Raw genomic sequence first — 25,021 nt, forward strand, 5'->3', positions numbered from 1 at the left:
CCCGGGTCGTGCGGGGCCCTCACCCGTACCGACCCGGTCGGGGCTCAGGACTCATCGGCCGCCGCGGGAACCCTGCAGGTCACGCCGTCCGTCGGCGGCGCGGCGTCCTCGGGCGCTCCGGACGCGGCGGGGCCGTCGTGGCCCGCGGCGTCCTCCTCCCGTTCCGTGCCGTCCCCGGCGGACGGCGCGGAGCGGAGCAGGACGAGGGCGAGCGCGCCGAACACGACCATGGTCACGGCGCCGATGGCACCGGCCAGGTTGAGGCCGTCGGTGAAGGCCTCGCGTGCGGGGCCGAGCAGCTGCGCGGCCAGGTCCGCGGGCAGGTCCTCGGCGACGGCGACGGCCCCGGCGAGTGTGTCCCCGGCCCGGTCCGGGACGCCCTCGGGGACGGTGGTCCCGGTGCGGTAGACGGCGGCGGCGAGGCTGCCCAGGAGGGCCACGCCCATGGCGATGCCGAACTCGCCGCTGGTCTCGGACATGGACGCGGCGGCCCCGGCCCTCTCCTTGGGCGCCGAGCCGACGACGATGTCGGTGAGCAGCGCCGCCCCGGGGCCGAGGCCGACGGAGGCCAGGAGGAGACCGGTGACGACGACGGGGGTGCCCTGCTCGGCGGGGGCCAGGAAGAGCAGGACGAATCCTGCTGCGGTGACGAACATGCCGCCGCCGATGACGTTGGCGCGCCCGATCCGGGCGGCCAGGGGCGCGCCCGCCATGGTGGCCGCGATCATCGTCAGTGCCGGGGGGACCTGCCACAGCCCGGCCACCAGCGGGGAGTGGCCGGCGACCAGCTGGAGGTACTGGCTGAGCAGCAGGAACGTGCCGCCCATGGCGACGGCTCCGACCATCATCACGCCCAGGGAGGGGCCGAACGAGGGTTGGCGGAACAGCCGCAGGTCCAGCAGGGGCACCGGCAGGCGCAGCTGGCGCCGGACGAACACCATGCCCATCACCAGTCCGGCCGCGACGGCGGCGAGGGGGACCAGTGCGGGGCCACCGCCGGCCGCGGCCTTGAGGCCGTAGACGACGGGCAGGATCGCGGCCAGCGACAGGCCGACGCTGACCAGGTCGAGGCGGCCCGGCGCCGGGTCGCGGAACTCGGGCAGGAGCAGGGGCGCGCAGACCAGCAGCAGCACCATGACGGGTACGCCGAGCAGGAGCACCGACCCCCACCAGAACCACTGGAGGAACAGCCCGCCGACGACGGGGCCGATGGCGGTGCCGCCCATGAAGCAGCTCGTCCACACCGAGATGGCGACCGCGCGCTGTCCCGGGTGGGTGAACATGTTGCTGATCAGAGCGAGGGTGGAGGGCATGAGCGTGGCCCCGGCCACGCCCATGAGGGTGCGGGTGGCGATGAGGGCCTCGGCGGTGGGCGAGAACGCCGCGGCGGCGGACGCGAGCCCGAAGACGGCGGCCCCGATCATCAGCAGCCGCCTGCGGCCGATGCGGTCGCCGAGGGTCCCCATGGTGATGAGGAACCCGGCGATCATGAAGCCGTAGACGTCCATGATCCAGAGCAGCTGGGGACCGCTGGGCTCCAGGTCGGCCGCCAGGTGGGGCAGGGCGAGGTAGAGGACGCTCATGTCCAGGGAGAGCAGCAGGGTGGGCAGGGCCAGCACCGCCAGGCCGAGCCACGCCCGCCCGTCCGCGCGTGCGGGCTCCGCGCCGTTCCGTGTCGTGCCGTTCATCGCGACCTTTCCTCGTCCGTATTCGTTCATGTGTACGGACCAGGCGGCGGCCGGGAACTCATCGGTCGGGTCAAGAACAATGAACGCTTTTCGGGACGTTCATTGGCAGACATCCGCGAGCCGCGTTGATAACGTCGAGCGGCCGACCGGACACGGAGAGTGCCGCGCGTGTGCGCCGACGTGTCCCACGACAGTTGGGGGAGCACCCTATGCGAGCCGTGGTCTTCGAGAACTACGAGCAGTTCCCGTCACTCACCGACGTCCCCAAGCCCTCGCCGGGCCCGGGGGATGTCCTCCTCCGGGTCGCCGGGGCGGGCGCGTGCCACTCCGACGTGAGCGTCTACCGCCACTTCAAGGAGGGGCAGCCGGGTGCGCAGAAGCCCCCGTTCGTCCTGGGCCACGAGAACTCCGGGTGGGTCGAGGAGCTCGGCGAGGGAGTGAGCGACCGCGTGAAGGTCGGCGAGGCCTACCTGGCCTACGGGCCGATCGGCTGCGGCCACTGCCGCAAGTGCGCCAAGGGCCAGGACACCTACTGCGAGAACGTCGCGACCATGCCCTACATGGCGGTCGGGCTGGGCCGCGACGGGGGCATGGCCGAGTACGTGACCGTGCCCGCGCACCACCTCGTCCCGCTCGGCGACGCCGACCCGGTGGACGCCGCCCCGCTGTCCGACGCCGGGCTGACCCCGTACCACGCCATCAAGCAGGCACTGCCGCACCTGAACAGCGGTGGGCGCCACGCCCTGGTCATCGGCCTGGGCGGACTGGGTCAGATCGGCGTGCAGATCCTGCGGGCGCTGACCGGCGCCACCGTGATCGCGACCGACGTCAAGCCCGAGGCCCGCGCCCGGGCGGAGCAGAACGGGGCGATCACCGTGGGCGCGGGCGAGCGGCAGGTGGAGCAGATCCGCGAGATCACCGGCGGGCGGGGGGTGGACGCTGCCTTCGACTTCGTGGGCGTCACGCCGACCATCGCGACCGCGGCGGCGTCGCTGGCCCAGGGCGGGCGCCTGACGGTGGTGGGCATCGCGGGCGGCACCCACGAGTTCTCGTTCTTCACCACCCCCTACGAGTCCTACCTGACCAATAGCTACTGGGGCACGGTGGAGGACCTGTGGGAGGTCGTGGACATGTACCGGGCGGGGCAGATCCGCCCGGACGTCGAGCGGTTCGGCATGGAGGACGCCCTGGAGGCGTACCGGAAACTGGAGTCGGGGGAGGTCGCCGGACGGGCCGTCGTGGTCCCGAACGCGGGCTGACCCGCCGGGGTCCGGCAGGAGGGGGCGGGGCCGGGGGATCGTCCCGGCCCCCCCCCCTCCTGCCCGGCTGCACCCACCGGGCCCGCGCCCGTTGGTCCGGGGTTCCCGGCCGCGCCCCGTCGCACCCCGCCGGCCCGGTCCTGGAGCGGTCCCCCACTCCCTCGGTCCGTCCGCCCCGGCCCGATGACCCCGTCGTTGCTGCCCTCGGCCCCGGGTTCCGCGGAAGTGTGTGCGGTCCCGGTGACCGGGTCCGGGGCTCCTGCGCCCAGGTCGACGGGGGCGCAGACCAGGCGGTAGTCGCGGAGGATCCCGTCGTGGAGGACGCCCAGGTCGAGGCCTTCGGGAACCGTGAGGGGCGCGTGCGGGTCGCGGGCGCTGCGCAGATCCTCGGCCCCGGGCCCGAGCCGGTGCAGCGTGACGGCGCGGTCGAGTTCCTGTTCGACGTTGCCGTAGAGGCCGTGGGAGCGGATGCGGCACAGGTCCCCGGGTGACCAGCGGCCCGGGGCGAACCCCGCCTCGGCGAACTCCGGGCCCGCCAGGCCGGGGTCGGCCTCGGTGAGGGCGACGTAGGCGTTGATGCCGCTGGTGAACAGGGTGGCGATGCGTTGGGCGACGAAGACGTCGGAGTCGTTGCGCGCCCGGATGTGCGGCACGCCCCAGTGGTCGTAGACGACCTCGACGAGGCGGCCAGGCCCGGGACCCGGTGGGTGGATTCGTCGGGCACGGCGCCTCGCGTTCGGTCTGGGGTCGGTCGCTGTTCCGGGGCTCAGGCCGTTCTGCCGCCGTCCCGTTCCCGGGCGTGGTGCCGGGCGGCCTTCGCCCGGTTCCCGCAACCGGCCATGGAGCACCAGCGCCGGGTGCCGTTGCGGGAGGTGTCGTAGAAGTGCAGGACGCAGGCGTGGTTCGCGCAGCGGCGGATGCGGTCGGGGGCCGTGGAGAGCAGGTCGAGGTAGTCGGCCGCCGCCGACCAGGCCGGAGCCCAGGCGGGGTCCTCGAACCGGGTGGTGGAGCCTTCCCGCCCGCCGTCCAGGAACCGGTGGACGGCGCCGTGGCCGAGCACCCTGTTGAGGTCGGCTGCGGCGCCGGGGTCGTCGGGGCCGTCGACGAGGCGGGCGAGGGCGTCGCGGGCGAGGAGGAGGTTCCCGCGCGCGGCCTCGTCGGCGGTGAACCGGCCGGCCCGCCCGATCTCCTCGAACCACTGACGGAGGCCGTCCAGGGAGTCGAGCAGGTCGTGGTGGACGCCGCCCGAGACCCAGCGGGTGTTGAGCAGATCCATCGCGAGCGGTTCGCCCACGAGTGGGCGTGTGCGCCCCGGTTCCATCGTGCAGCCCTCCGTGTGGTCCGCCGGGCCCGTCCGGCTCCGCGCCGCCGTGCGGCAGTACTGGGGTCGGCCCCGTCCCGCCGCCGGGGCGGGCCGGGGCGCCGCAGCACCGCACCGGAGGCGTCCGGCCCGGCTCCGTCGTCGTTCCCGCTATGTGTATCACCAACCAGCACTAACCCTTGAAATCTATTTGAGTGGTTGCATGCCGAGCAACTAACCCTCTAATGTCACCTTTGGCGGTTACAACTCCGTGCCGCCGCCGACAGGAACGGGGTGCGCCATGGCGCCGACCATCAGCAGGACCGGCCACGTGGGCCTGAACGTCACCGACCTCCGCCGCTCCCTGGACTTCTACGGACGCGTCCTCGGCCTGGAACCCATGGGAGAGGGCACCGGGGAGGGGCGCGAGTTCGCCTTCCTCGGACACGAGGGCACGCTCGTGCTGACCCTGTGGCGGCAGAGCACCGAGGCGTTCCGCACGGACGCGGCCGGCCTGCACCACCTGTCCTTCCAGGTGGACACGGTGGAGGAGGTCCGCGAGGCCGAGGCCCGGCTGCGGGAGGCCGCCGTGGAGTTCGCCTACGACGGCGTCGTCCCGCACGGGGAGGGCGCGGCGTCCGGCGGCGTGTTCTTCCACGACCCGGACGGCATCCGGCTGGAGATCTACGCCCCCACCGGGGCCGAGGACGCAGCGGCACCCGTCGCGTCCGCCCCCACCTGCGGGTTCTTCTAGAACCGCACGGCACCCATCCCGCGCGGTGCCCCCGGACACGGGGGGCGCCGCCCCACACCTGGAGGACAAGGACATGACCTACCACCGGGGAGAGCGGGCGGTCCAGGCCAGGGCCGCCCTGTCCGACCGGGCCGGGGCCTCCGAGGGGGCCGTCGGCGACGCGATACCCGACGTCGCCGCCGAGTTCCTGGCCGCGCAGCCCCTGCTCGTGCTGGGCGCCGCCGACGGCCGCGGCGACCTGTGGTGCTCGGCGCTCACGGGGCCGCCCGGGTTCCTGCGGACCCGTGACCCGCGCACCCTCGACGTCGGCGCGACCCCGCACGACGGCGACCCGCTGGCCGGGGTCCTCGGACGGGGAGCCCCGCCCGCCCGGGTCGGGACCCTGGCGATCGAACCGGCCACGCGCCGGCGCATGCGGATCAACGGCACCTCGCACCCGCACGGCGGCGGGCTGCGGATCCTCACGGAGCAGGTGTACGCCAACTGCCCCAAGTACATCCAGAAGCGCGAGATCGCACCCGCCTCCGGGGACGGGGCCGGGGAGGTCACGCCGATACGGACGGAGCGGCTGTCCGGCGCACAGCAGGACCTGCTCTCGCGGGCGGACACCTTCTTCGTCGCGACCGCGAGCGGGACCGGCGACACCGACGCCAGCCACCGGGGCGGGGCGCCCGGATTCCTGCGGGTGCACTCCCCCACCCTGCTCAGCTGGCCCGACTACGCCGGAAACGCCATGTTCATGACGCTCGGGAACCTGGAGCTGAACCCGCGCGCCGGTCTGCTGGTCCCCGACTGGGCGACGGGCGGGCTGGTCCGGCTCACGGGGACCGCCCGCGTGCTGTGGGAGGAGGGGGCGGGGCGGCGGACGGTGGAGTTCGCCGTCGAGGGGGTGGCGGCCGCGCCGTCCGGCGGGCTCCTGTCCCCGGGCGCCCCGCAGTACTCCAGGTTCAACCCGCCGACCGGTCCGGCGGCGGTCACGGGAGGTGTCCGATGAGGGTCCGTGTCGACAGGGCGTCGTGTGAGAACCACGGACAGTGCGTGTTCGCCGCCCCCGGGGTCTTCTCCTTCGACGACGACGAGGAGCTCCTGTACGAGGAGGCGCCCGGCCCCGGACAGGGGGAGGCGGTGGCGCGGGCGGTGCGGAGCTGCCCGGTCCGGGCGATCACGGTCGAGGGAGGCCGGGGGTGAGGGGGCTCCAGGGGGCGTCCGGGGCGGTCGTCGTGGTGGGTGCGGGCCTGGCGGGTCTGCGCGCCGCGACGGCCCTGCGGGAACGGGGCTTCGGCGGCCGGATCACCCTGGTGGGCGAGGAGCCCCGCCTCCCCTACGACCGACCGGCCCTGTCCAAGGACCTCCTGACGGGGCGCCGGACGGAGGCGGAGAACGCGCTCCCCCTCCCCCCGGACCTGGACGCGCGGTGGCTCCTGGGAAGGACCGCCGTCGGACTCGACCGGACCGCTCGGCGGTTGGCGCTGGACGACGGGTCCGTCCTGGACTACGACGGACTGGTGATCGCCTCCGGCGCGTCGGCCGCCCCCTGGCCGGGACCCGGCTCGCCGCCCGCCGCGGGCACGCACCTGCTGCGGAGCCTCCAGGACGCGCGCGGCCTGCTGCTGGCGCTCGGGCACGGCGTCCCGCTGCTGGTGGTCGGCGGCGGGTTCCTCGGCGGGGAGGTCGCCACGGCCGCCCGCACACTCGGGGTCGCGGTGACGCAGGTGCACCGGGCGCCGCTGCCCCTCGCGCGGGCCGCGGGCCCCGTGGTCGGCGGGTTCGTGGCCGGCGCCCGCGCCCTGGCCGGTGTGGACGCACGGCCGGGGGCCGCGGTGGAGGGGTTCCTGGGCGGTCGGGTCATGGAGGGCGCCGTCCTGTCCGACGGAACCCGTGTCGCGGCCGGGGCCGCCGTCCTGGCCCTGGGGGCGCGGGCCGCCACGGCATGGCTGCGGGGCTCCGGGCTGCGGTCCGCTCCGGACGGTTCCCGGGCGGTGGTCTGCGACCACCGGCGGAGGCCGCTGGCGGACGACGGCGCCCCGGTGGACGGGATCGTGGCGGTGGGCGACGCCGCCGCCTCGCCGCACCCGTACTCGGGTGACGGAGTCCCCGCCCACCTGGCCCTGGGGCACTGGAGCGAGGCGGTCGACCACGCCGACACGGCCGCCGCGACCCTGCTCGGACAGGAGAGCGGGACGGAGACCGCGGTGCCCTCGTTCTGGTCCGACCAGTTCGGGCTGCGCCTGCGGTCGGTGGGGCTGCCCCGTCTGGCCGACCGGACCGAGGTCCACGACCACGACGCCGCCCGGGGGAGGCTGGAGGTCTCCTTCCACCGGGGCGATCGTCTGGTCGGCGCCCTCACCGCGAACCGGACGTCGCGGCTGGCCGCCTACCGGGACCGCCTCCGGGAGGACTGGTCCGGCCTCGACCGGGTCGACGCCCACCACCGGTAGGCGGGGTGGGGCGCCCGGGCCTCCGACCTCCTGGCCTGCCCGGACGTGGACCTCGCCCCCGCCGGCCGTGCCTGCCGCGCCCCGTGCCGGGGGCGGTGCTCCCCGGGGCGCGGGACCGGGCGGGGGCGGCACGCCGCAGCGGGCGCCGCGTCGGCGGGCCCGGTACCGCCCGACCGCCGCGAGGCCTGGGCGGCCCCCGGTTTCGCGGTGTGGGGGGTCTGCTGCCAGGATGCCGTCAGCACTGGTAGGAACCGTGAGGAGAGACATGGATCTGGGGATCGCGGGAAAGGTCGCTCTGGTCACCGCGGCCAGCTCCGGCCTGGGAAGAGCCATCGCCGTCGCGCTGGCGGCCGAGGGCGCGCACGTGGCCGTGACCGGCCGTGACAAGGAGCGCCTGGACGCCACCGTCGCGGCGTGCGCCGAACACGGCGTGTCCGCGCTGGCCGTGGAGTGGGACCTGGCCGACCACGCGGGCGCGGCCGGGGTCGTGGCCCGGGTGGCCTCCGAGCTCGGCCCGGTCGACATCCTGGTCAACAACACCGGCGGCCCGCCGCCCACCTCCGCCCTGGGCCAGGACGCCGAGGTGTGGGAGGGCATGTACGGGTCGATGGTCCTGCCCGTCATCCGGCTCACCGACGCCGTGATCGGCGGGATGCGCGAACGCGGCTGGGGCCGGATCATCACCAGCACGTCCTCCGGGCCGATCACGCCGATCCCGAACCTGGGGATCTCCAACACGCTGCGGGCCTCGCTGCACGCCTGGTCCAAGACGGTGTCCAACGAGGTGGCGTCGGACGGGGTGACCGTCAACGTCATCGTCCCGGGCCGCATCACGACGCCGCGCACGGACTCGCTGGACAGCGGCCGCGCCGAGCGCGAGGGCCGCCCGTTCGAGGAGGTGCGGCGCGAGTCGAGCGCCCAGATCCCCGCCGGGCGCTACGGCACCCCGGAGGAGTACGGGGCGGTGGCGGCGTTCCTGGCGAGCCGCCAGGCCGCCTACGTCACGGGTTCGACGGTCCGGGTGGACGGCGGGCAGATCCCGTCGGTGTGATCCCGGGCGGCGGGCGGGGCCCCGCCCCCGCCGCGGAGCCCGGGGCCGTGCCGCGCCCCCACGCGCGCGGCACGGCCCCGGGTGCGAATCGGTCTCCCGGGCTGCCCGGAAACGTTATCTGTGTGACCCGAGAGGCTCTGACCCTGATGATCTTGTACTTGTAGACGGTTTTGACCGCCCAGACTCGCTATAAGTACAAGATCACGGCGGAGGGGCTTCGGTCAGTTCCGGGGAAGGGGCCACTGACATCGGCACGGTTCCCGCACCACCGATCCCAGGCCACGGAGGAGGACCCCATGGACCACGAGAGCGGACGCTCCGCAGGCACACCGCCGAAGGCCGAGGCCCCGCGCCCGCGTGCGCGCGCCTCCTCGCACGGGGCGCCCGGTCCGGGCAGGGCTGAGCTGGAGGCGGCCCGGGACAGGGTGGTCCCGGACCTGCTGGGAGAGGACCTGGGGGTGCTCTTCTGCGGCATCAACCCCGGTCTGGCCTCGGGGGCCGCCGGGCACCACTTCGCCAAGCCGGGCACGCGTTTCTGGCCCTCCCTGCACGGGTCCGGCTTCACCCCTCGGCAGCTCAGGCCGGACGAGGAGGACGCACTCCTGGCCCTGGGCCTGGGAATCACCAACGTCGTCGAACGGACCACGGCCCGGGCCGACGAACTGAGCCGTGAGGAGATCGTGGAGGGCGGGCGGAGGTTGCGGGCCAAGGTCCAGCGCTGGCGCCCCCGGTGGCTGGCGGTCCTGGGCGTGACCGCCTACCGGGAGGCCTTCGGTGACCGCCGTGCGGCGGTGGGGCCCCAGGACGCGCGGATCGGCGACACCCGGGTGTGGCTGCTGCCGAATCCCAGCGGCCGGAACGCGCACTGGCAGCTGGGACCGCTCATCGAGGAGTTCGCGCGTCTGCGGCGTGCCGCAGGGCTCCCGGACCGGTCCTCCGGCCCGGCCTGACGGGCGCCCCGCAGGGCGCCCCTCCGGGCTTCCCCGCCGGGGCACGCTAGGACCCCCCGCCGCTCCCGTGCCGCTTCGGCGGCAGGGGGACGAAGGCGCTGGTGCGCTCGGCGTACTCGGACCAGCCGGGCCGCCCCGCCATGTGCTCGTCCAGCAGCCGCTGACCGGAGCCCCGGGTGAGCAGGTAGGTCATCACCAGCGGCGCGGGCAGGGTGAGCAGCACCCACCACGAGCCGCCCAGGGCGACCAGGAACAGCCCCCACCACACACAGGCGTCACCGAAGTAGTTCGGGTGGCGGGTCCACGCCCACAGCCCCCGGTCCATGATCAGGCCCCTGTTGGCCGGATCGCGCTTGAACCGGGCCAGCTGGGCGTCGCCGACCGCCTCGAACGCGAACCCCGTCAGCCACAGGAGTACGCCGAGCACGGCCGCCCAGCCGAGCGGGGCCGTGGTGTGCGCGGCCGTCTGGACCGGCAGGGAGATCAGCAGGACCAGGGCGCCCTGGAGCAGGTAGACGATCCGCAGGGCGTAGAGGTTCGGGTTCCCGGGGGCTCCGGCGAGGAGGCGTTCGTAGCGCGGGTCCTCGCCCCCGCCCCGGCCGCGCAGCCCGATGTGGACCGCCAGGCGCACGCCCCACACCGCGGTGAGCCCGAACAGGAGCCAGGCGCGGGCCGGGTCTCCGGTGGCCGTCAGTGCGCTGACCGCCGCGACCACGGCGAACCCCGCCCCCCAGGCCGCGTCCACGACGCTGTGCCGTCCCGCGCGCAGCCCGACCGCGAAGGTCGCGAGCATGAGGACGGCCACGGCCGCGGCGGACACGGCCAGGGTGGTGAGGAGTGCGGCGGTGTTCACCGGGCGCCTCCGGCGGGGGCCCGGTGCGCGGCACGGTCGCCGGGGCGGTCGGGCCGCACGGCCACGATCTGGTCCACGCCCATGCTCCCGTCCTCGAAGGCCAGCGCTCCCCCGGCCAGGTAGAGGCGCCACACGCGCGCGGACTCCGCGCCGACGAGTCCGACCAGCTCGTCGAACCGGCGCTCCAGCTCGTCCGACCAGGCGCGGGCCGTGCGCACGTAGTGCTCGCGCATGGCCCGCACACTCCGCACCTCCAGTCCGGCGTCCTCCAGCAGGCCGACCGTCTCCCCGACCGGACGCATGTGCATGTCGGGCGCGATGTAGCGCTCGATGAAGGGCCCTCCGCCCGGCCGCGCACCGCGCCGGGACATCTGCTGGACGAGCAGGCGTCCGCCGGGCCGCAGCCGCGTGCGCAGGGCGCGGGCGAAGGGCGCGTACCCGTCGCGCCCCACGTGCTCGCCCATCTCGATGGCCGCGACGGCGTCGAAACCGGCGTCGACGACCTCCCGGTAGTGCTGGAGCCGGACCTCGACCAGGTCCTCCAGGCCCTCCTCGCGGGCGCGGTCGGTGACGTGGTCGCGCTGTCGGGCGGACAGGGTGACGGCGGTGACCGCGACCCCGTGGTGTCGCGCGGCGTGGAGGGCGAGGGACCCCCAGCCGCAGCCGACGTCGAGGAGGCGGTCGCCCGTGGACAGGCCGAGTTCGGAGCACACGAGTTCGAGCTTGTCTCGTTGGGCGTCGGCGAGGGTGTAGCCGGGGTCGTCGCTGGTCCAGTAGGCGCACGAGTAGGCCATGGACTCGTCCAGGAGGAGTTCGTACAGGTCGTTCCCGGCGTCGTAGTGGTGGGCGATGGCGGCCGCGTCGCGTTCGCGCGAGTGGAGGCGCCCCCTCATGCGCGCCTCGGCGGTCGGCGGGGGCGGCGGCGGGCCGACCACGCCCAGGGTGACGAGCACGCGGGCGGCCCGGGCGGCCTCCACGGGGCCGGGCAGGGAGGTGCCGTTCTCGGCGACGCTCGCCCACACGCGGCGCAGCCCGTCGGTGAGGTCGCCGTCGACGTCGAGCGAACCGGTGACGTAGGCGCGCGCGAGCCCCAGTTCGCCGGGGCGGGCCAGGATGTGGCGCACGGCGTCGCGGTCCCGCAGGACCACGCGGGGCGCGTCGGCGGGGCCGGCCTCGCTGCCGTCCCAGGCGCGCAGCCGGACCGGCATGATCCCGTTGAACAGGCCCGCGACGAGGGGCGCCAGGAAGTGGGCGGCCCCGCGCGGGACGGCGGAGAGGGTCGGGTCGGGGCCGGCGGCCTCCTTCGGCGCGGCCGGGGGTTCGGCGGCGCGACCGGCGGTCGTCGCGGGGGTCCCGGTCGTGGTGGTGGGCTGGGTGGTCACCGTGCACGCTCCATGATGATCTGCTCGACGTCGATGATCCCGGACCGGAATCCGGCCTCGCAGTAGGCGAGGTAGAAGAACCACATGCGGCGGAAGGTGTCGTCGAAGCCGAGTTCGCGCACCCGGTCCGCTGATTCGGAGAAGGCCTCCCGCCACAGGCGAAGGGTGTCGGCGTAGTCGTGGCCGAAGGACAGCCGGTCGACGACGGCCAGGGAGGTGCGGGCGCGCAGCTGCTCCTCTACGGCCGTGACCGAGGGGATGAGTCCGCCGGGGAAGACGTACTTGTGCATCCAGGTGTAGGAGCCGCGCGAGGCCCGCATCAGGCCGTGCTCCATGGTGATGCTCTGGAGGGCCACCCGGCCCCCTGGCCGGACCAGCCGGTCCAGGGCCGCGAAGTAGACGGGCCAGTAGCGTTCGCCGACGGCCTCGACCATCTCCACGCTCACGACGGCGTCGTAGCTGCCCTCGACGTCGCGGTAGTCGCGCAGTGCGACCTCGACCCGGTCGGCGACCCCGGCGTCGGCGACCCGTTCGCGGGCCAGGTCGCGCTGTTCGGCGGAGAGGGTGACGGTGGTGACCCTGGCGCCCCTGCGGGCGGCGCGGATCGCGAGTTCGCCCCAGCCCGTGCCGATCTCCAGCAGGCGGGCGCCCTCGGAGACCCCCGCGCCGTCCAGCAGGCGGTCGATCTTGCGCTCCTGGGCGCGGGCGAGGGTGGGCATGTCGCGGGGCTCGCCGTCGGCGAACAGGCCGGACGAGTAGGTCATAGTCCGGTCCAGGAACACCGAGAACAGCTCGTTGGACAGGTCGTAGTGGTGGCTGATGTGGCGGCGCGCTCCCGCGCGGGTGTTGCGGTCCGAGGGAGGGCGCCGCGGGAGGGTGATGTGGCGCAGGGGCTGGAGGGGGCGCGGTACGAGGTTCTCGTAGTCCTGCGCCAGGCGGGTGAGCAGGGCGACGGGGTCGGGCGAGTCCCACTCGCCCGCCATGTAGGACTCACCGAAGCCGATGAGGCCGTCGGCGGCCAGGCGCCGGTGGAAGGCGTCGGGGTCGCGCAGCCACAGGACCGGGGCGTCGTCGGCCGCGGCGGGGGTTCTGCCGGGCTCGGGTGCCTCGGGGCCGGTGTGCACCCGCACGCCCGCGTGTGCGGCGGCGTACCCGGTGACGGCGCGGGCGGCGAGGGCGCGCAGGGGCCCGCCGGGAACCCTGGCCACGTCGGGCCATCTGCGGGCGTCCAGGGCCTCCGGTGTGTGGGGACTGGTCGTGGTCATGACCGTGTTGCCTTCCGTTCCGTTGTGCGGGGCGGCGGCCCGTCGGGGCGGGGTACGAGGGGCAGGCCGCGCAGGTGGAGTCCGATGCCCTGGATGCGGATGCGCAGAGCGCCGACCAGGGGTGTGAGGGGGTGGCGCAGCGCCCTGAGGAGCAGGGACGCCGCGGTGGCGGGGCGCCGCACGCCGTGCACGGAGGCCGTGAAGGGGGGTCGGCCCTCGCGGTGCAGGGCGATGGTGAGGGCGAGGCGGTCGCCGGGTTCGGGGAGGCTGACCCGGTAGTGCCCGTCGACGTCGTTGAACGGCGACACGAACAGCGCCTTGTCGGTCCGCGCCCGGCCGCGCCCGTCCACCTCCATCAGGTAGCGGTGGCGCCGACCGTAGGTGTTGTGGACCTCGGCGACGACACGGCTGAGACCGCCGTCGCGGTGGTGGCACCAGTAGACGGTCAGGGGGTTGAACACGTGGCCGAGGACGCGGGCGTGGGCGAGCATGAGCACCCGGCCGCCCTCCAGGTCGACCCCGTGGTCGGCGAGGTAGGCGTCGATGTCGGCGCGGAGCGAGCGCGCGGGGGCGCCGTCGGCCGGGCCGTGGTCGGCGGCGCGGAACCCGGCGAGGAGGCGCAGGGGCAGCGGCGGGCGCGGCAGGTCGTCCAGGTCGACCAGCCAGTAGTAGGTGCGGTAGGCGAAGGCGTTGCGCACGGGTTCGGCGCGCACGTGGCGCACGGTCGCCTCGTACAGTGCGGGTGCGGCGGCGGGTCTCACCAGAGGCTCCCCAGGGAGGCGGCGGCCCGGACGCCCGACGCGCACCCGTCCTCGTGGAACCCCCAGCCGTGGTGGGCCCCGGCGAACGCGACCACGCCGTCGTCGAGTTCGGGCAGCCGCCGCTGCGCGGCGAGGGACGCGGGCGTGTAGACGGGGTGGGTGTAGTCCATGGCGGCCACGACCCGCCCGGGGTCGACCCGGTCGTCCCCGTTGAGGGTGACCACGTACTGGTCGGCGGCGTCCAGGTTCTGGAGCCGGTTCATGTGGTAGCTGACGCGGACGGGGTCCCGGTCGGGCTCGCAGGACGCCAGCCGGTGGTTCCAGCTGGCCCAGGTGGTCCGGTCGCGGGGGAGGACGGAGGCGTCGGTGTGCAGCAGGGTCCGGTTGCGGGAGTAGCCGAAGGCCCCCAGGACCTCGCGCTCGGTGTCGGTGGGGGCGTCGAGCAGGGCGAGGGCCTGGTCGGCGTGGGTGGCGACGACCGCCGCGTCGAAGTCGAGGGTGTCGGTGGGGGTGCGCACGCGCACGCCCTTCGCGGTGCGGGCCAGGGAGCGGACCGGGCTGCCGGTGCGCACCGCGTGGAGGTTCTTGGCGACGCGCTCGACGTAGGAGCGGGAGCCGCCCTCGACGGTGCGCCAGCGGGGTGAGCCCCACACGCCGAGCATGCCGTGGTTGGCGAGGAAGGCGAACAGGTAGCGCGCGGGGTAGTCGGTGGCGGTGCCCGGCGGGCACGACCAGACCGCCGACACCAGCGGCAGGAGGAAGTGCGCCGTCATGTAGGGGCTGAACCGGTGCTCGCGGACGAACTCGCCGAGCGTGGGTTCGTCGGCTGCGGCCCGCGCACGGCGCGGGGCCGCGCCGGGCTCGGCCGCCCCGGCGGGTCCCGGGGCCTGCTGCCCGGTGGCGGCACCGTCCTCGCCCGAGGCGAGGAGCCGGCGGGCGGCACGGTGGAACCGGGGGATCTCGGCGAGCATCCTGAGGTAGGCGGGGCTGCGCCTGGAGCGGTTGGGCAGCATGGCGCGCATCCCGCGCGCGCCCGCGTACTCCAGACCGCAGCCGTCGCAGCTGACCGACATGCTCATCTCGGTGGGGCGGGTGCGGACGCCGAGCTCGTCGAACAGGCGCAGCAGGTGGGGGTAGGTCTGACGGTTGTGCACGATGAATCCGCTGTCGACCCACAGCTCACCGTCGCCCCCGTCGGCGATCCGGTGGGTGTGGGCGTGCCCTCCGAGGCGGTCGTCGGCCTCCAGGAGGGTGACGTCGTCATCCCTGTGCAGGATGTGCGCCGCCGTCAGCCCCGCGACCCCGGACCCGATGACCGCGACTCTGCGCCGCCGAAGGGTGTACTGCCCTGTGCCCATGCGTCCTCACTCACGTGTGCGATGTGGTGTGGGTTATTCGGGGCAGGTGGGGCGGCGGATTGGTCGATTTGATCACGAAGGGGTAACGAACCCGCGCCGGCGGTGCGGCACGCCCGGAGGCGCCGCACCCGCGGCCCCCTCCACGGCCGCCGCGACCGCCCTCACCACCGTCCCCGCGTCCGGTATGGCGGATGCCACGACGCGCGCACGCTTATGGACATCTCACCCCGCGCCCACCACCCTGGGGCCATGAGGCTACTGAGGCGTCTACAGGCAACGGACAAGAAGGCCTACGACCGGGTGACCGGGTTGGGCCTGCCCTTCCTGGACCCGTACACGCCCAAGTTCGTACAGGCCACCGACAACATGGCCCCCTGGTTCGTCATCTCCGCGACCCTCGCGGTGAGCGGCGGCCCGCGCCTGCGGCGCACGGCGCTGCGCGCGATCGTCGCCGCCGGAACCGCCAACGGGATCTCCGCGGTCGTCAAGCAGATCACCCGTCGGAACCGGCCGGACAACTCCGCGGTACCGAAGGCGCGCGCTCCCTACAAGGACTACGGCAGCTCGTCGTTCCCGTCCGGCCACACCGCTGCCGCGGTCGCGTTCGCCGGCGGGATCATGGCGGACGCGCCCCGCCCGCTGGCGGCGCTGGCCGCCCTCCTCGCGAGCGGGGTGGCCGGCTCCCGGGTGCACAGCGGCGTCCACTACCCGGGGGACGTCCTCGGCGGGATGGCGATCGGCGCGGGCGCCGCACTGCTCGCCCGCACCATGCTCCCGCCCCGCCCCGAACTGGTCTTCGGCGCCCACGCGGTGCCCGACGGCATCGCGGACGTGGACTCCGAGGGCGCCGGGCTGACCGTGGTGGTCAACCCGCGCTCGGCCTCGGGCGCGGTACCGGGCCTGAGCAACGCCGACGTCACCAGCCGGGTCGCGCGGGCCCTGCCCAAGGCCCGGATCATCCCGATGTCGGCGGAGGACGACGTCCCCACCGTCCTCGACGAGGCCGCGCAGACAGCGGACGTCCTGGCGATCGCGGGGGGCGACGGCACGGTCAACGCCGCGGCGAAGGCCGCCCTCGACCACGACCGCCCTCTGCTGGTGCTCCCGGCGGGCACCCTCAACAACTTCGCCCGCACCCTGGGGCTGACGTCGGTCGACACCGCGCTGCGGGCGTTCTCCGACGGTCGGCTGGCCCGGGTGGACGTGGGCGAGGTGGACGGGCGGATCTTCCTCAACACCTCGTCGTTCGGCTCCTACCCGCGCATGGTGGAGCGGCGGGACGAGTGGGCGGGCCGGATCGGCAAGTGGCCCGCGTTCGCGCTGGCCCTGTGGCAGGACCTGTGGGAGGTGAGCCCGACCCCGGCGCTGGTGGACGGCCGCCCGACCCGGGTGTGGTGGGCGTTCGTGGGCAACGGGCGCTACCGGACGCACGCACGTGTTCCGGCGCTGCGCGAGCGGCTGGACGACGGCTGCCTGGACGTACGGGTGCTCAGCGCGCGGGAGCCGTTCCCCCGTCTTCGCGCCCTCATGGACGTGCTCCTCGGGGAGATCACGCAGCGTGACGGTTACGTGGAGCGGTTGACCACCGAGCTCACGCTGTCGATCCCGTCCGAGCCGCGGCTGCTCGCCGTGGACGGCGAGGTGCTGGAGGGGTCGGAGACGGTCAGGTTCACCAAGCGGCCGGGAGCGCTGCGGGTGTTCGTGCCCGCCGTGGGCCCCGGCGTCTGACCGGGCGCCGCCCCGACGTCGGCGCGGTCAGCCGCGGTGGTGGCCGCAGCAGGCCGCGCCGGCGGACTCGCAGTCCAGGAGCAGGCTCAGACCGGCTCCCAGGAGCCACGCGTCCTTGGCCATGGGGATCCCGTCCTGGGTGGGGCGCAGGCTCTTGGGCCGCCGCAGCCCCGGGGTGCGCAGGTACAGGCCGAGGAGGGACGCTCCGAACGCGGTGAGCCCGGCGCCCGCGAGGCGGCTGGGCACGACCGGGACGAGCAGGGCGGCGCCCAGGGCGATCTCCCCGGCGGACAGCAGACGCACGAACGTGTCGGGGTCCAGCTTCTTCAGGAAGGGGTAGGTCGCGGCAGCCATGCCGTGCATGCCCTCGGCCGCCTCCCCCTCGACACCGCGCTTGTCCAGCCCGGAGTTGAGGATGAACGCCCCCGTGGCAATGCGGAGGGGCAGGTCGCGCGTCTTGAAGGGCAGCTGCATGGTGTCTCCGTACCTGGTCGGATTATGACCCTGAGTCACGAAAATGCTACCCATGAGCGGACGAAGCGGGGGGACGACCCGCCGGACCCCGGCGCACCCGGAAGACGGGGCGCCGGGGGCGGGCGGTGCCCCGGGGTGCGGGCGCCGGAGCATCGGTGGCCGACCGCTGTCCGCGCGGCGGCCCCGGGCGGACGCGGACGCGCCGGGAGCGAGCGGGAGGCGGACGCGCCGGGAGCCCGCGATCACGCAACGCCGGTTCAGCCCTCCTGCCCGGGCCCCCGGGTGAGGCGGTCCACGACGTCACGCAGCCCCTGCCAGGCCTGCTCGGTGTCCGGGGTCGCCCGGTGCGGCTCGCAGAACCAGTCGACGAACTCCACGAGGTCGACCAGGTCCCAGCGCAGGCGGTAGAAGTGCAGCGCCGCCTCGTCCGGCTCGTGTCCGCTGGCCCGCGTGTAGTGGGCGAGTTCGTCGGGGTCGTCGGTCACGAGCCACAGGTCGCGCTCGGGGAGGGCGACGCCCACCGTGTCCCAGTCGACCAGCAGGGGACCGCCTCCCCGCCACAGCAGGTTGCCGGGGTGGGGTTCGCCGTGGGTGACCACTCCCCGGGCGCTCCCGAGCCGGGCGGCTCCGCGGTCGAACTCGTCCAGGCGCCCGCGCAGGGCCCCTTCCGCCTCCGCGAGCAGGTCACGGGCGGATTCCGCGAAGGGTCCGCCGCCTTCGAACCCGTGCCCCGCGAGTGCCCCGTCCAGCCGTGTGCGGCCGACGAGCCGGGGCGGCGCGGGAGGGATGGTCCTCGTGGGCAGGCGCCGGTGCAGGTGGGCGAGGATGTCCAGGACTTGGAGGCGCCGCTCCCGGGTGAGCTCCTGACCGAAGTCGTTGCTGACGCCCTCCACGAGTGGGAAGACGCTGAGCGCGTAGCGGTCGCCGAGCGGCACGACGGTGGAACCGCCGGAGGTGCGCAGCGGGGCGACGACGAAGTCCAGCCCCCAGGAGTCGTGCAGGTGGGCGGCGGTGTCCATGGCGGCGTGCAGACGGGCGCGCACGACGGCGGGCTCGGAGCCCAGGAACAGCTTGCGTTCGAGATCCGCCACGGTGAGGAACCACCGGCGCCCCGACGTGTCCGCGGCGCTCCAGTGGTGGTCACCGAAGCCGAGGGGGACGTGTTCGAGCGCGGCGGTGCGGATGCCCCACTCGGTCAGAGCGTCGCCCAGGAGGTTTTCGAGGTCTGTCGGCCGTTCCCGCATGCGGCGAAAGTACCAGGCACCGGGTCCCGGGCGCCCGGGGTTTTCCCGGGTCGGACCGACTTTCGGAAGCGCCCCGGGGGCGGGCGCGCCGCGCCGTCCGGCGGGGCGGTCCGGGACGTCCCGGGGCCACGGACACCGGACACCGGGGCGGGCCTCACACGATGACCAGCCGGGAGACGCGGTCCCGGAGCTCCCACAGGTGGCCGGGTCCGACTCCGCTGTCGGTGACCAGGCAGTCGACGTCGGCGAGGTCCGCGAACCTCGCGAAGCACGCCCGCCCCACCCGGACGTGGTCGGCCAGGACGACGGTGCGGCGGGAGGCCGCGATCATCATCCGCTTGGCCGACGCCTCCTGGGGGTCCCGGGCGTAGAGCCCCTGGCCCGGCGAGACCCCGTCCGCCGAGACGAAGGCGATGTCCGCGCGCACCTCCCGGAGGGCCTGCCCCCACAGGTCGACGGGCCCGGACGTCGCCCCCGCCCCGGGCACGCACCGGCCCCCCATGAGGAGCAGCGTGATGTCGGAGCGGTGCGAGAGCGCCGCGGCCGTGCGGACCGCGTTGGTGACGACGGTGTAGTCCCTGCCGGCGGGGAGCGCGCGGGCGATGCCGAGCGTGAGGGGGCAGCCCTCCAGGAGGATCACCCCTGCCGGGGGGAGCTCGTCCAGCGCGGCCGCGACGATGCGCTCGCCCGGGGTCATGCCCGGACCGGTGTCGGGGATCCTCGGGCTCGGGAACGTGAGTGCGGAGCTGTCGGCGCGATCCACCTGATGGGACCTCACAATGCTGGACTCGGCGGGCACCGGCGTGCCCGGCCGGGGAACGAGCGGGACGGAACAGACGGCACGGAGCCGGAGTGTCGGGAGCGGGGCGGGTCCGCGCGGCACCCGCCCCTCACGAATACGCGCCCACGGATTTCCCCTCCGGAAAAGGCGGACGACGGACGTTCCCACTGTTCACACGGGAAGAACAGGACCACACGATACACAGCGCGGATATCGGAAACCACACCCCTGCCGGGACATCATGCGAAACCGTGACCGGGGTCTCGTCCCCGGCGCCCGGGTTCCATCGAAACACCCTGGCCTCCCCCTACGGGACAAGCGATGACGCCACCCTCCGAGCCCGGTCGGACACGCTCAGGAATTCACGGGGAAGGAACACCGCGAAAAGGTGATGCGGTCGAAACCGACTCGTCATCCGGGGAGAACCACACCCGTCCCGAAGCGAACCCGCAGCCGAAGGTGGACCGAATTCCCGGTGAATAGGTCCCCCGACGGCCGAATGCCCCGGAGACCGCCCCCTGTTTCGACGCGGCACGCGAGCCGCCGCGGAGCATGTTCGGGACCGGCGCCTCTCCGGGGAGCCCTGAGACCGGCCCGACCACCGGCACCGGACGCGCCGGGAGGGAACACCCGGGGGCAGGGCTCGGCGGACCTCGTCCGGGGCCTCATCGGAACGCGGCCGGCCCGGTGCGGGGCCGGAGCAGCCGTCGGCGGCCCCCGGTCGGCGAGGGCCGCCGGAGTCGGTGCGACCTCCTCGGCCCAGGTCGGACCGACCCTCCTCGGCGGCCCCAGGCCGGGCAGGACGCGGCCGGAGCCGCGCACACTGCTCGTGCAGTGGAGTCGGCTCCGGCCGTCCGCGCCGCGACACCTGAGAACGCGGTGTCAGGAGTTCTCGCGGGGGCGCCAACTCCTTCCGCGTCCCGCCTTCTTGGGCTTGCGCAGCAGGGGCCGGGACGACTGTGCCTCGTCCGTCTCGCCGCCCTCGGCGTCCGTCACCGGGGTCTCGGCGACGGCTCCGGCGTGGGCGGTGGCGTTCCTGCGTTCCGCCCTCCCCCGCCTCTCCGGGCGCTCCGCCGTGCTGGTGGCGGCGTCGGCGCGGGCGGCCCCGGACTTCGCCGCGCGCTGAGCGCGGGCGAGCGCCCGCTCGGGGCGTGCGGACTGCTCCAGGCCGGCGGGCTGCTCGGGCCGCCCGACCGGGGCGGCCGGAGCGGGCGCGGTCTCGTCCGGCTTCGGGAGGCGGGACCGTACGGCGCGTTTGGCCGCCTTGCGGAGGGGTGCGGGTTCTTCCTCGGGGGTCGGCTCCGGCTGGGGAGGCGCCGCGCGCTTCTTCTGGACGGGGCGCTCGGCGCGGGCCGGGGAGGAGACCACCGACGGAACCGTACCGGTGCTCCGACGCCCGGGGGCGGGCTTCTCCGAGGGGGTGAACTGCGCGGGCACGCCCCCCTGGGGTGCGGAGGGCTCGGGTGCGGAGGGCTCGGGTGCGGCGGGCTCGGGCACGGTCCCCTCGGCCGCGCGCTCCTGGGACGCGCTCCCCGCGGACGGGGACAGCTCGGAGGCGTACTGCTCCGCGGTGGGCCGTCCGGGTTTGTCCGCCACGGGGACGGACTCCTCCGGGGTGGCCCGCTCGGGCGCACGCCGCACGGACACCGGTTCCTCGGGGGCGGCCTCCTCCGCAGCAGGTTCGGAGGTGACGGGCCGCGCGGACGCGGACGGTTCCGTCACGGCCTCCCCGGACACCCGTTCCCCGGCAACGACCTGCGCGGACGCGGACAACTCGGGCGTGGCCCCCTCGACGGGGGGCGGCTCGGCGGCGGAGCGTTCCGCCCCGGCGGCCGGGGACGCGACGTCCGTCCCCGCGGTGTCCGCGCGCTCGGACGCGGACGGCTCGGACGCGGCACTCCGGGATTCCGGTTCCTCGGCCACCGGCAGCACGGCGGCGGACGGCTCGGCGACCGCCTCCCCGGAAACGGGCAGCTCGGGCGAGGACGGCCGCGTCGCGGTCTCCTCGACGGAGGACGGCTCGGCGACGTCCGACCGGGTGTCCGGCTGCACGGTGCCCGCCGACACGGCCCCGGGCCGCTCCACGTCGGTCAGCTCGGACTCGGACCACGCGGCGGCGGTCCGCTCCGAGGCGGACGGCACGGCTTCGGCCTGCTCGGCGTCGGACCACGCAGCGGCGACCTGCTCGGACTCGGTCGGCTCCACGTCGGCCTGCTCGGCGTCGGACCGCGCGGAGTCGGCCTTCCTGGCCGCGCGCTCGTCGGTCTCCCAGAAGTCGGTGTTCCAGACATCGACGTCCCAGAAGCCCTCCTCCGAGGTGTCGGCCTCCCTGGCCCTCCTGGCCTTCGCGGCCTTCTCGGCCCTGCGGTCCCTCTTCTTGCCCACGGCCGTATCGGCCTGCCCCGTCGACTCGACCGCTTCGATCGTCTCGGTCGACTCGACCGCTTCGGCCACCTCGGTCGACTCGACCGTCGCGGCCACCTCGGCCACCTCGGCCGTCTCGGCCGGCTCGGACGCAGCCTGCTCCCCCAGAGCACCGAGGAACGGCTCAGCGAAGGCACCGGCCTCCTCCGCGGTGTCCTCCACCGTGGCCGCCGGCGTGACCTCCGGGCTCGCCACCCGGTCGTCGGCCTCCTCCGCTGCGGGCGAGGAGTGGCGGTAGGCGCGCACCGCGTCCATGACCTCTTCGGCGGTCGCACCGGGCCAGGAGCAGTGGAAGACCGGGTTGAGCGGAGGACTGGTCTCGGTGATGAGGCCGTCCTCCTCGATGACGCAGCTGCCGCCGAGCGGCCAGCGGCCCAGGATCACGGCCGTGATGCCCTGGTGCTGCCCGTGCAGCAGCAGGCCCGACAGCGCGGTCTCGTGCTCGGCGCCGGGCGCGGTCACCAGGGCCAGGGGGGTGTGCGGTCGCGGCTCCCGCGCCTCGGCGATCTGGTGCAGCTCGTGCTGGAGGACGGTCAGGGCCTCCTCCATGGTGCCGACCATCTGCACGGGCTCGCAGGGGTGCGCGCGCAGCAGGTCGCGACCCCGGTCGCCCACCAGACGGGCGGCGTCGGCCTCGGTGAGCAGCACGCGCACGGAGTCGTGGTCAAGGCGGTCGAGCGCGTTGACGATGAGGCGCCGGGCGGCCCCGGCGGCGCCCGGACCGGTGATCCCGAGGCCGGGCACGTGGTCGAGTTCCACCGTCACGCGCTCGTCGATGTCCTCCCCGGGGGTGGGCCGGGGAGGCGGGGCGGTCAGGGCCAGGCGGCGGGGCGCCCTCGACAGGCGGGGCAGGCTCAGGCTCACGCGGGGCATGCGGACGCCGCGTTTGCCCAGCAGGTATCCCCCGGCCAGGCCCGCGAACGCCACGGCTCCGGTGACGGCGCCGTCGGGGATCTCCACGACCAGCACGTTCTCGCCGTTCTCGGCGGCGGCCTCGGCAGCGGCGGCGGCTGCCGCCTCCACCGGGTCGGCCTCCTCGGCGTCGGCGGCGGAGTCCCCGGCCCCTGCGGCGGCACCGGACTCCTCGGCCTCGGCCTCGGCGGCCATCACACGGGACTGGAGGGGGGTCGGCTGCGGGACGACGGTGTAGGCGACCTCGGCCCTGCGCTGGGCGGCGGCGCCGCCCTCGCGGGGCTGCTCGGAGCCGACGCCGTCCACCGTCATCTCCGGGGCCTCCTCGCCCAGGACCTCGTCGAGGTGGTCGGCGACCGCCTGGGCCCGGCGCTCGGACAGCTCCTGGTTCCCCTGGACGGTTCCGCTGGGGTCGGTGTGCCCTGTGATGCGCACGGGCGTCTCGGTGTCGCCGTAGGAGTCGATCATGTCCACGACGGGTGCGAGGTCGTCGCGCATCTCCTCGGTGAGCTCGGCCGAGCCGACACCGAAGCCGGTGACGGTGCGCACCCTCTCGACGGGCTGCGAGGACGGGGCCTCCTCGGGGGCGGAGGGCGCGTCGCCGTCCTGTTCCCCGTCAGCCTCGGGGTCCTCCTGTGTGGTGACCGTGTCGGCGAACGCCGCGACCGGGGCGACCGCCACGGTTCCGACGGCGGCCGCGGCCACCACCTGGAGCGGTCCCAGGGGGCGCAGCATCCGGGGCACGCCGCGCAGGCGGGAGAGCGTCTCCACGGCCAGCCCCGCCGCGTACAGGCCCCACAGGGCCCACAGCACAGTGATGAGGAGGGCGTTCAACACACCCGGTGGCAGCCGCCAGCCGCGCAGGTGGGCGGCGGCCACGGCCCAGGAGTCCGGTAGTTCCGGCCAGGGCAGGTGCCACAGGAGCAGGTAGGGGATACCGATCAGGACCGCTGCTGCGAGCAGGAGAGCGCTCAGCCGTCGGATCTGGGACATGTCCGCCTCACTGGAGCTAGGGAGTCGGCTGGGTGTGGGGACGTGCGGTGGCCGTGGAGTCGACGGTAGTCGATCCCCCCGGCAGGAGGGTGAAGGAGTAGCCCACCGAACAGGTCACGATCACGGTGTCGCCGCTGACCGAGACGGTGCCGGTGGCGCCGGCCGCGTTGAGGAAGGACTGTGCGGCGGCGGACGCCGCCGAGGGGTCGAGGGCGACCTCGCTCGTGCCCTCGCGGTAGGAGGCCCAGTCGAGCTGTTGGACGCCCGCCCGGGCGGCCTCCTGGGCCAGGGTGGCCGCCTCGTTGCGGGCCCGCAGCAGTCCGCCGCCGTCGGTGACCAGGCCCAGGCACAGCAGGAAGGCCGACGCCATGATAGCGACGAACGCCGTGGTCTGGCCCCTGTCGTCCGTACGTCTCACGGCTGCCCCCTGAAGGTGTCGACGACGACCGTCGCGTCCCCGGTGACCGTGATGGTCCCGGGGACGCCCAGTCCGGTCAGATCGCCCAGTCCGACGCGGCACTCGACCACGGCGGTGACCGCCCCTCCCGGGGTCAGGCCGCCGTGGTCGAGGGTGACGGAGTGGTCGCCGCAGGCCAGACCGTTCTCCGCGAGAGAGCTCGCCGCGGTGCCCGAGGCTGCCGCCTCGGCCGCACCGACGCTGCGTTCGAGGGAGGCCGCCCGGGCGGCGGAGTGCGCCACCTGGTCGGCGGTGGAGTTGGCGTCCGCCACCCTCCCGGCGAGCACCATGAGCATCGCGAACGCCAGGAGGGCGGGGGTGAGGAGCGCCAATTCGGCGGAGGCCGACCCGCGGTCACCACGTCCGGGCTCCGTCACGCGTCCGGGGTTCACGGAGCGGCCTCCGCGGGGACGAAACGCTCCACGGGCGCGGTGACCTCGTGGCCCACCGGCCAGCTGATGCCGGGGATGATACTGGGCACCTCGGCGTCCACCACCACGCGTACCTCCTGTGCCGTGCGGTTGACGGACACGTCGAGACCGGAGAGGAACGAGCTTCCGCCCCCTTCGGCCACCGACGTGCCACCGCCCGCCGTACGCGACTGCTCAGCGGTCCTGCGCGCGATGTCGGCGGCGACGTGGTCACCGTGCATCCACAGGGCCGCCTGAATGACGAAGAGGACCAAGAGCAGCATGAGCGGCGCGGCAACCACCAGCTCGGCGCTACCGCGGTCATCCCGCCAAGAGTGCAAGGTCAGCTTCCGGTGATGGAGCCGGCTCGCTCCATCACTGCGGTGCTGATGAGGGCAACCGCCCCGATGGCCATCGCAACCAGTAGGGCCGTGACGATGACTGCCTCGGTGGAGTAGCCGTCGTCCCTGCGGCTGAGCAGCCGAGAGCTGAGGTAGGCAGTGAGACGCTGCATCGGAAGTCTCCAAGACGTATCGGGT

At 74.7% G+C, this 25,021-nt stretch carries 23 protein-coding genes and 1 pseudogene; 8 read left to right on the forward strand and 16 right to left on the reverse strand.

The genetic code is table 11. The features are described from left to right. Positions 1-44: 44 nt before the first annotated feature. The gene (locus Q8791_RS12730) at positions 45-1,688 is read right to left on the reverse strand and encodes an MFS transporter (protein ID WP_330091872.1); all 1,644 of its coding nucleotides are present in this window, start codon (positions 1,686-1,688) and stop codon (positions 45-47) included. 209 nt (positions 1,689-1,897) lie between these two features. On the opposite strand from Q8791_RS12730, the gene Q8791_RS12735 reads away from it, so the two are divergent. Then, the gene (locus Q8791_RS12735) at positions 1,898-2,947 is read left to right on the forward strand and encodes an NAD(P)-dependent alcohol dehydrogenase (RefSeq protein WP_330091873.1); all 1,050 of its coding nucleotides are present in this window, start codon (positions 1,898-1,900) and stop codon (positions 2,945-2,947) included. Positions 2,948-3,159: 212 nt separating this feature from the next. On the opposite strand, the pseudogene Q8791_RS12740 reads toward Q8791_RS12735, so the two are convergent. After that, positions 3,160-3,795, reverse strand: a pseudogene (locus Q8791_RS12740) (penicillin acylase family protein); the annotation flags it as partial. Then, complete coding sequence (locus tag Q8791_RS12745) at positions 3,714-4,241, reverse strand: CGNR zinc finger domain-containing protein (RefSeq protein ID WP_330091874.1); 528 nt, start codon at positions 4,239-4,241, stop codon at positions 3,714-3,716. The pseudogene Q8791_RS12740 and the gene Q8791_RS12745, both read right to left, overlap by 82 nt. A 307-nt stretch (positions 4,242-4,548) precedes the next feature. Here Q8791_RS12745 and Q8791_RS12750 point away from each other — a divergent pair, with 307 nt between their 5' ends. From Q8791_RS12750 to mug, 6 genes are all read left to right on the forward strand, one after another. Then, on the forward strand, positions 4,549-5,001 hold the full coding sequence (locus Q8791_RS12750) for a VOC family protein (protein WP_330091875.1): 453 nt from the start codon (positions 4,549-4,551) through the stop codon (positions 4,999-5,001). 73 nt (positions 5,002-5,074) lie between these two features. Continuing rightward, positions 5,075-5,995 carry a pyridoxamine 5'-phosphate oxidase family protein gene (locus Q8791_RS12755; protein ID WP_330091876.1) on the forward strand — a complete coding sequence of 307 codons (921 nt, stop codon included), beginning with the start codon at positions 5,075-5,077 and terminating at the stop codon, positions 5,993-5,995. Then, positions 5,992-6,189 (forward strand): ferredoxin, encoded by a 198-nt coding sequence (locus tag Q8791_RS12760; RefSeq protein WP_330091877.1) that lies wholly within the window; start codon positions 5,992-5,994, stop codon positions 6,187-6,189. Before Q8791_RS12755 ends, Q8791_RS12760 begins: the two co-directional genes overlap by 4 nt. After that, positions 6,186-7,439, forward strand: coding sequence for an NAD(P)/FAD-dependent oxidoreductase (locus Q8791_RS12765; RefSeq protein ID WP_330091878.1), 1,254 nt, complete (start codon positions 6,186-6,188; stop codon positions 7,437-7,439). The genes Q8791_RS12760 and Q8791_RS12765 overlap by 4 nt, the downstream gene beginning before the upstream one ends. 265 nt (positions 7,440-7,704) lie before the next feature. Further along, positions 7,705-8,490: an SDR family oxidoreductase gene (locus Q8791_RS12770; RefSeq protein WP_330091879.1), complete on the forward strand. Its 786-nt coding sequence runs from the start codon at positions 7,705-7,707 to the stop codon at positions 8,488-8,490. Between the two features lie 404 nt (positions 8,491-8,894). Beyond that, positions 8,895-9,440 carry a G/U mismatch-specific DNA glycosylase gene (gene mug / locus Q8791_RS12775; RefSeq protein ID WP_330091905.1) on the forward strand — a complete coding sequence of 182 codons (546 nt, stop codon included), beginning with the start codon at positions 8,895-8,897 and terminating at the stop codon, positions 9,438-9,440. Between the two features lie 46 nt (positions 9,441-9,486). Here mug and Q8791_RS12780 read toward each other — a convergent pair whose 3' ends face one another. The 5 genes from Q8791_RS12780 to Q8791_RS12800 form a co-directional block, all read right to left on the reverse strand. After that, positions 9,487-10,233 carry a DUF1295 domain-containing protein gene (locus Q8791_RS12780; protein WP_407941991.1) on the reverse strand — a complete coding sequence of 249 codons (747 nt, stop codon included), beginning with the start codon at positions 10,231-10,233 and terminating at the stop codon, positions 9,487-9,489. 56 nt (positions 10,234-10,289) lie between these two features. Continuing rightward, complete coding sequence (locus Q8791_RS12785) at positions 10,290-11,537, reverse strand: cyclopropane-fatty-acyl-phospholipid synthase family protein (RefSeq protein WP_330091906.1); 1,248 nt, start codon at positions 11,535-11,537, stop codon at positions 10,290-10,292. A 134-nt stretch (positions 11,538-11,671) separates the two neighbouring features. Then, positions 11,672-12,940 (reverse strand): class I SAM-dependent methyltransferase, encoded by a 1,269-nt coding sequence (locus Q8791_RS12790; RefSeq protein WP_330091881.1) that lies wholly within the window; start codon positions 12,938-12,940, stop codon positions 11,672-11,674. Next, positions 12,937-13,701: a DUF1365 domain-containing protein gene (locus Q8791_RS12795; protein WP_330091882.1), complete on the reverse strand. Its 765-nt coding sequence runs from the start codon at positions 13,699-13,701 to the stop codon at positions 12,937-12,939. The genes Q8791_RS12790 and Q8791_RS12795 overlap by 4 nt, the downstream gene beginning before the upstream one ends. After that, complete coding sequence (locus Q8791_RS12800) at positions 13,698-15,059, reverse strand: NAD(P)/FAD-dependent oxidoreductase (RefSeq protein WP_330091883.1); 1,362 nt, start codon at positions 15,057-15,059, stop codon at positions 13,698-13,700. The genes Q8791_RS12795 and Q8791_RS12800 overlap by 4 nt, the downstream gene beginning before the upstream one ends. 249 nt (positions 15,060-15,308) lie before the next feature. On the opposite strand from Q8791_RS12800, the gene Q8791_RS12805 reads away from it, so the two are divergent. Further along, positions 15,309-16,787: a bifunctional phosphatase PAP2/diacylglycerol kinase family protein gene (locus Q8791_RS12805; RefSeq protein ID WP_330091884.1), complete on the forward strand. Its 1,479-nt coding sequence runs from the start codon at positions 15,309-15,311 to the stop codon at positions 16,785-16,787. A 27-nt stretch (positions 16,788-16,814) separates the two neighbouring features. On the opposite strand, the gene Q8791_RS12810 is transcribed toward Q8791_RS12805, so the two are convergent. The 8 genes from Q8791_RS12810 to Q8791_RS12845 all read right to left on the reverse strand — a co-directional run bounded on the left by Q8791_RS12810 (position 16,815) and on the right by Q8791_RS12845 (position 24,996). Then, positions 16,815-17,261, reverse strand: a complete 447-nt coding sequence (locus Q8791_RS12810; protein WP_330091885.1) for a hypothetical protein — start codon at positions 17,259-17,261, stop codon at positions 16,815-16,817. Between the two features lie 257 nt (positions 17,262-17,518). After that, positions 17,519-18,505 (reverse strand): aminoglycoside phosphotransferase family protein, encoded by a 987-nt coding sequence (locus Q8791_RS12815; RefSeq protein WP_330091886.1) that lies wholly within the window; start codon positions 18,503-18,505, stop codon positions 17,519-17,521. Positions 18,506-18,659: 154 nt separating this feature from the next. Further along, positions 18,660-19,268: a DeoR/GlpR family DNA-binding transcription regulator gene (locus Q8791_RS12820; RefSeq protein ID WP_330091887.1), complete on the reverse strand. Its 609-nt coding sequence runs from the start codon at positions 19,266-19,268 to the stop codon at positions 18,660-18,662. Between the two features lie 900 nt (positions 19,269-20,168). Beyond that, the gene (locus tag Q8791_RS12825) at positions 20,169-23,615 is read right to left on the reverse strand and encodes an OmpA family protein (protein WP_330091888.1); all 3,447 of its coding nucleotides are present in this window, start codon (positions 23,613-23,615) and stop codon (positions 20,169-20,171) included. Positions 23,616-23,631: 16 nt separating this feature from the next. After that, entirely contained in the window at positions 23,632-24,033 is a 402-nt protein-coding gene (locus Q8791_RS12830; RefSeq protein WP_330091889.1) for a TadE/TadG family type IV pilus assembly protein, read from the reverse strand. Beyond that, positions 24,030-24,464 (reverse strand): TadE/TadG family type IV pilus assembly protein, encoded by a 435-nt coding sequence (locus tag Q8791_RS12835; protein ID WP_330091890.1) that lies wholly within the window; start codon positions 24,462-24,464, stop codon positions 24,030-24,032. The genes Q8791_RS12830 and Q8791_RS12835 overlap by 4 nt, the downstream gene beginning before the upstream one ends. Next, positions 24,461-24,787, reverse strand: coding sequence for a TadE/TadG family type IV pilus assembly protein (locus Q8791_RS12840; protein ID WP_330091907.1), 327 nt, complete (start codon positions 24,785-24,787; stop codon positions 24,461-24,463). The genes Q8791_RS12835 and Q8791_RS12840 overlap by 4 nt, the downstream gene beginning before the upstream one ends. 38 nt (positions 24,788-24,825) lie before the next feature. Next, the gene (locus tag Q8791_RS12845) at positions 24,826-24,996 is read right to left on the reverse strand and encodes a hypothetical protein (protein ID WP_330091891.1); all 171 of its coding nucleotides are present in this window, start codon (positions 24,994-24,996) and stop codon (positions 24,826-24,828) included. Between the last annotated feature and the right edge of the window lie 25 nt (positions 24,997-25,021).

Source organism: Nocardiopsis codii, from assembly GCF_036327455.1.
Taxonomy (GTDB): domain Bacteria; phylum Actinomycetota; class Actinomycetes; order Streptosporangiales; family Streptosporangiaceae; genus Nocardiopsis; species Nocardiopsis codii.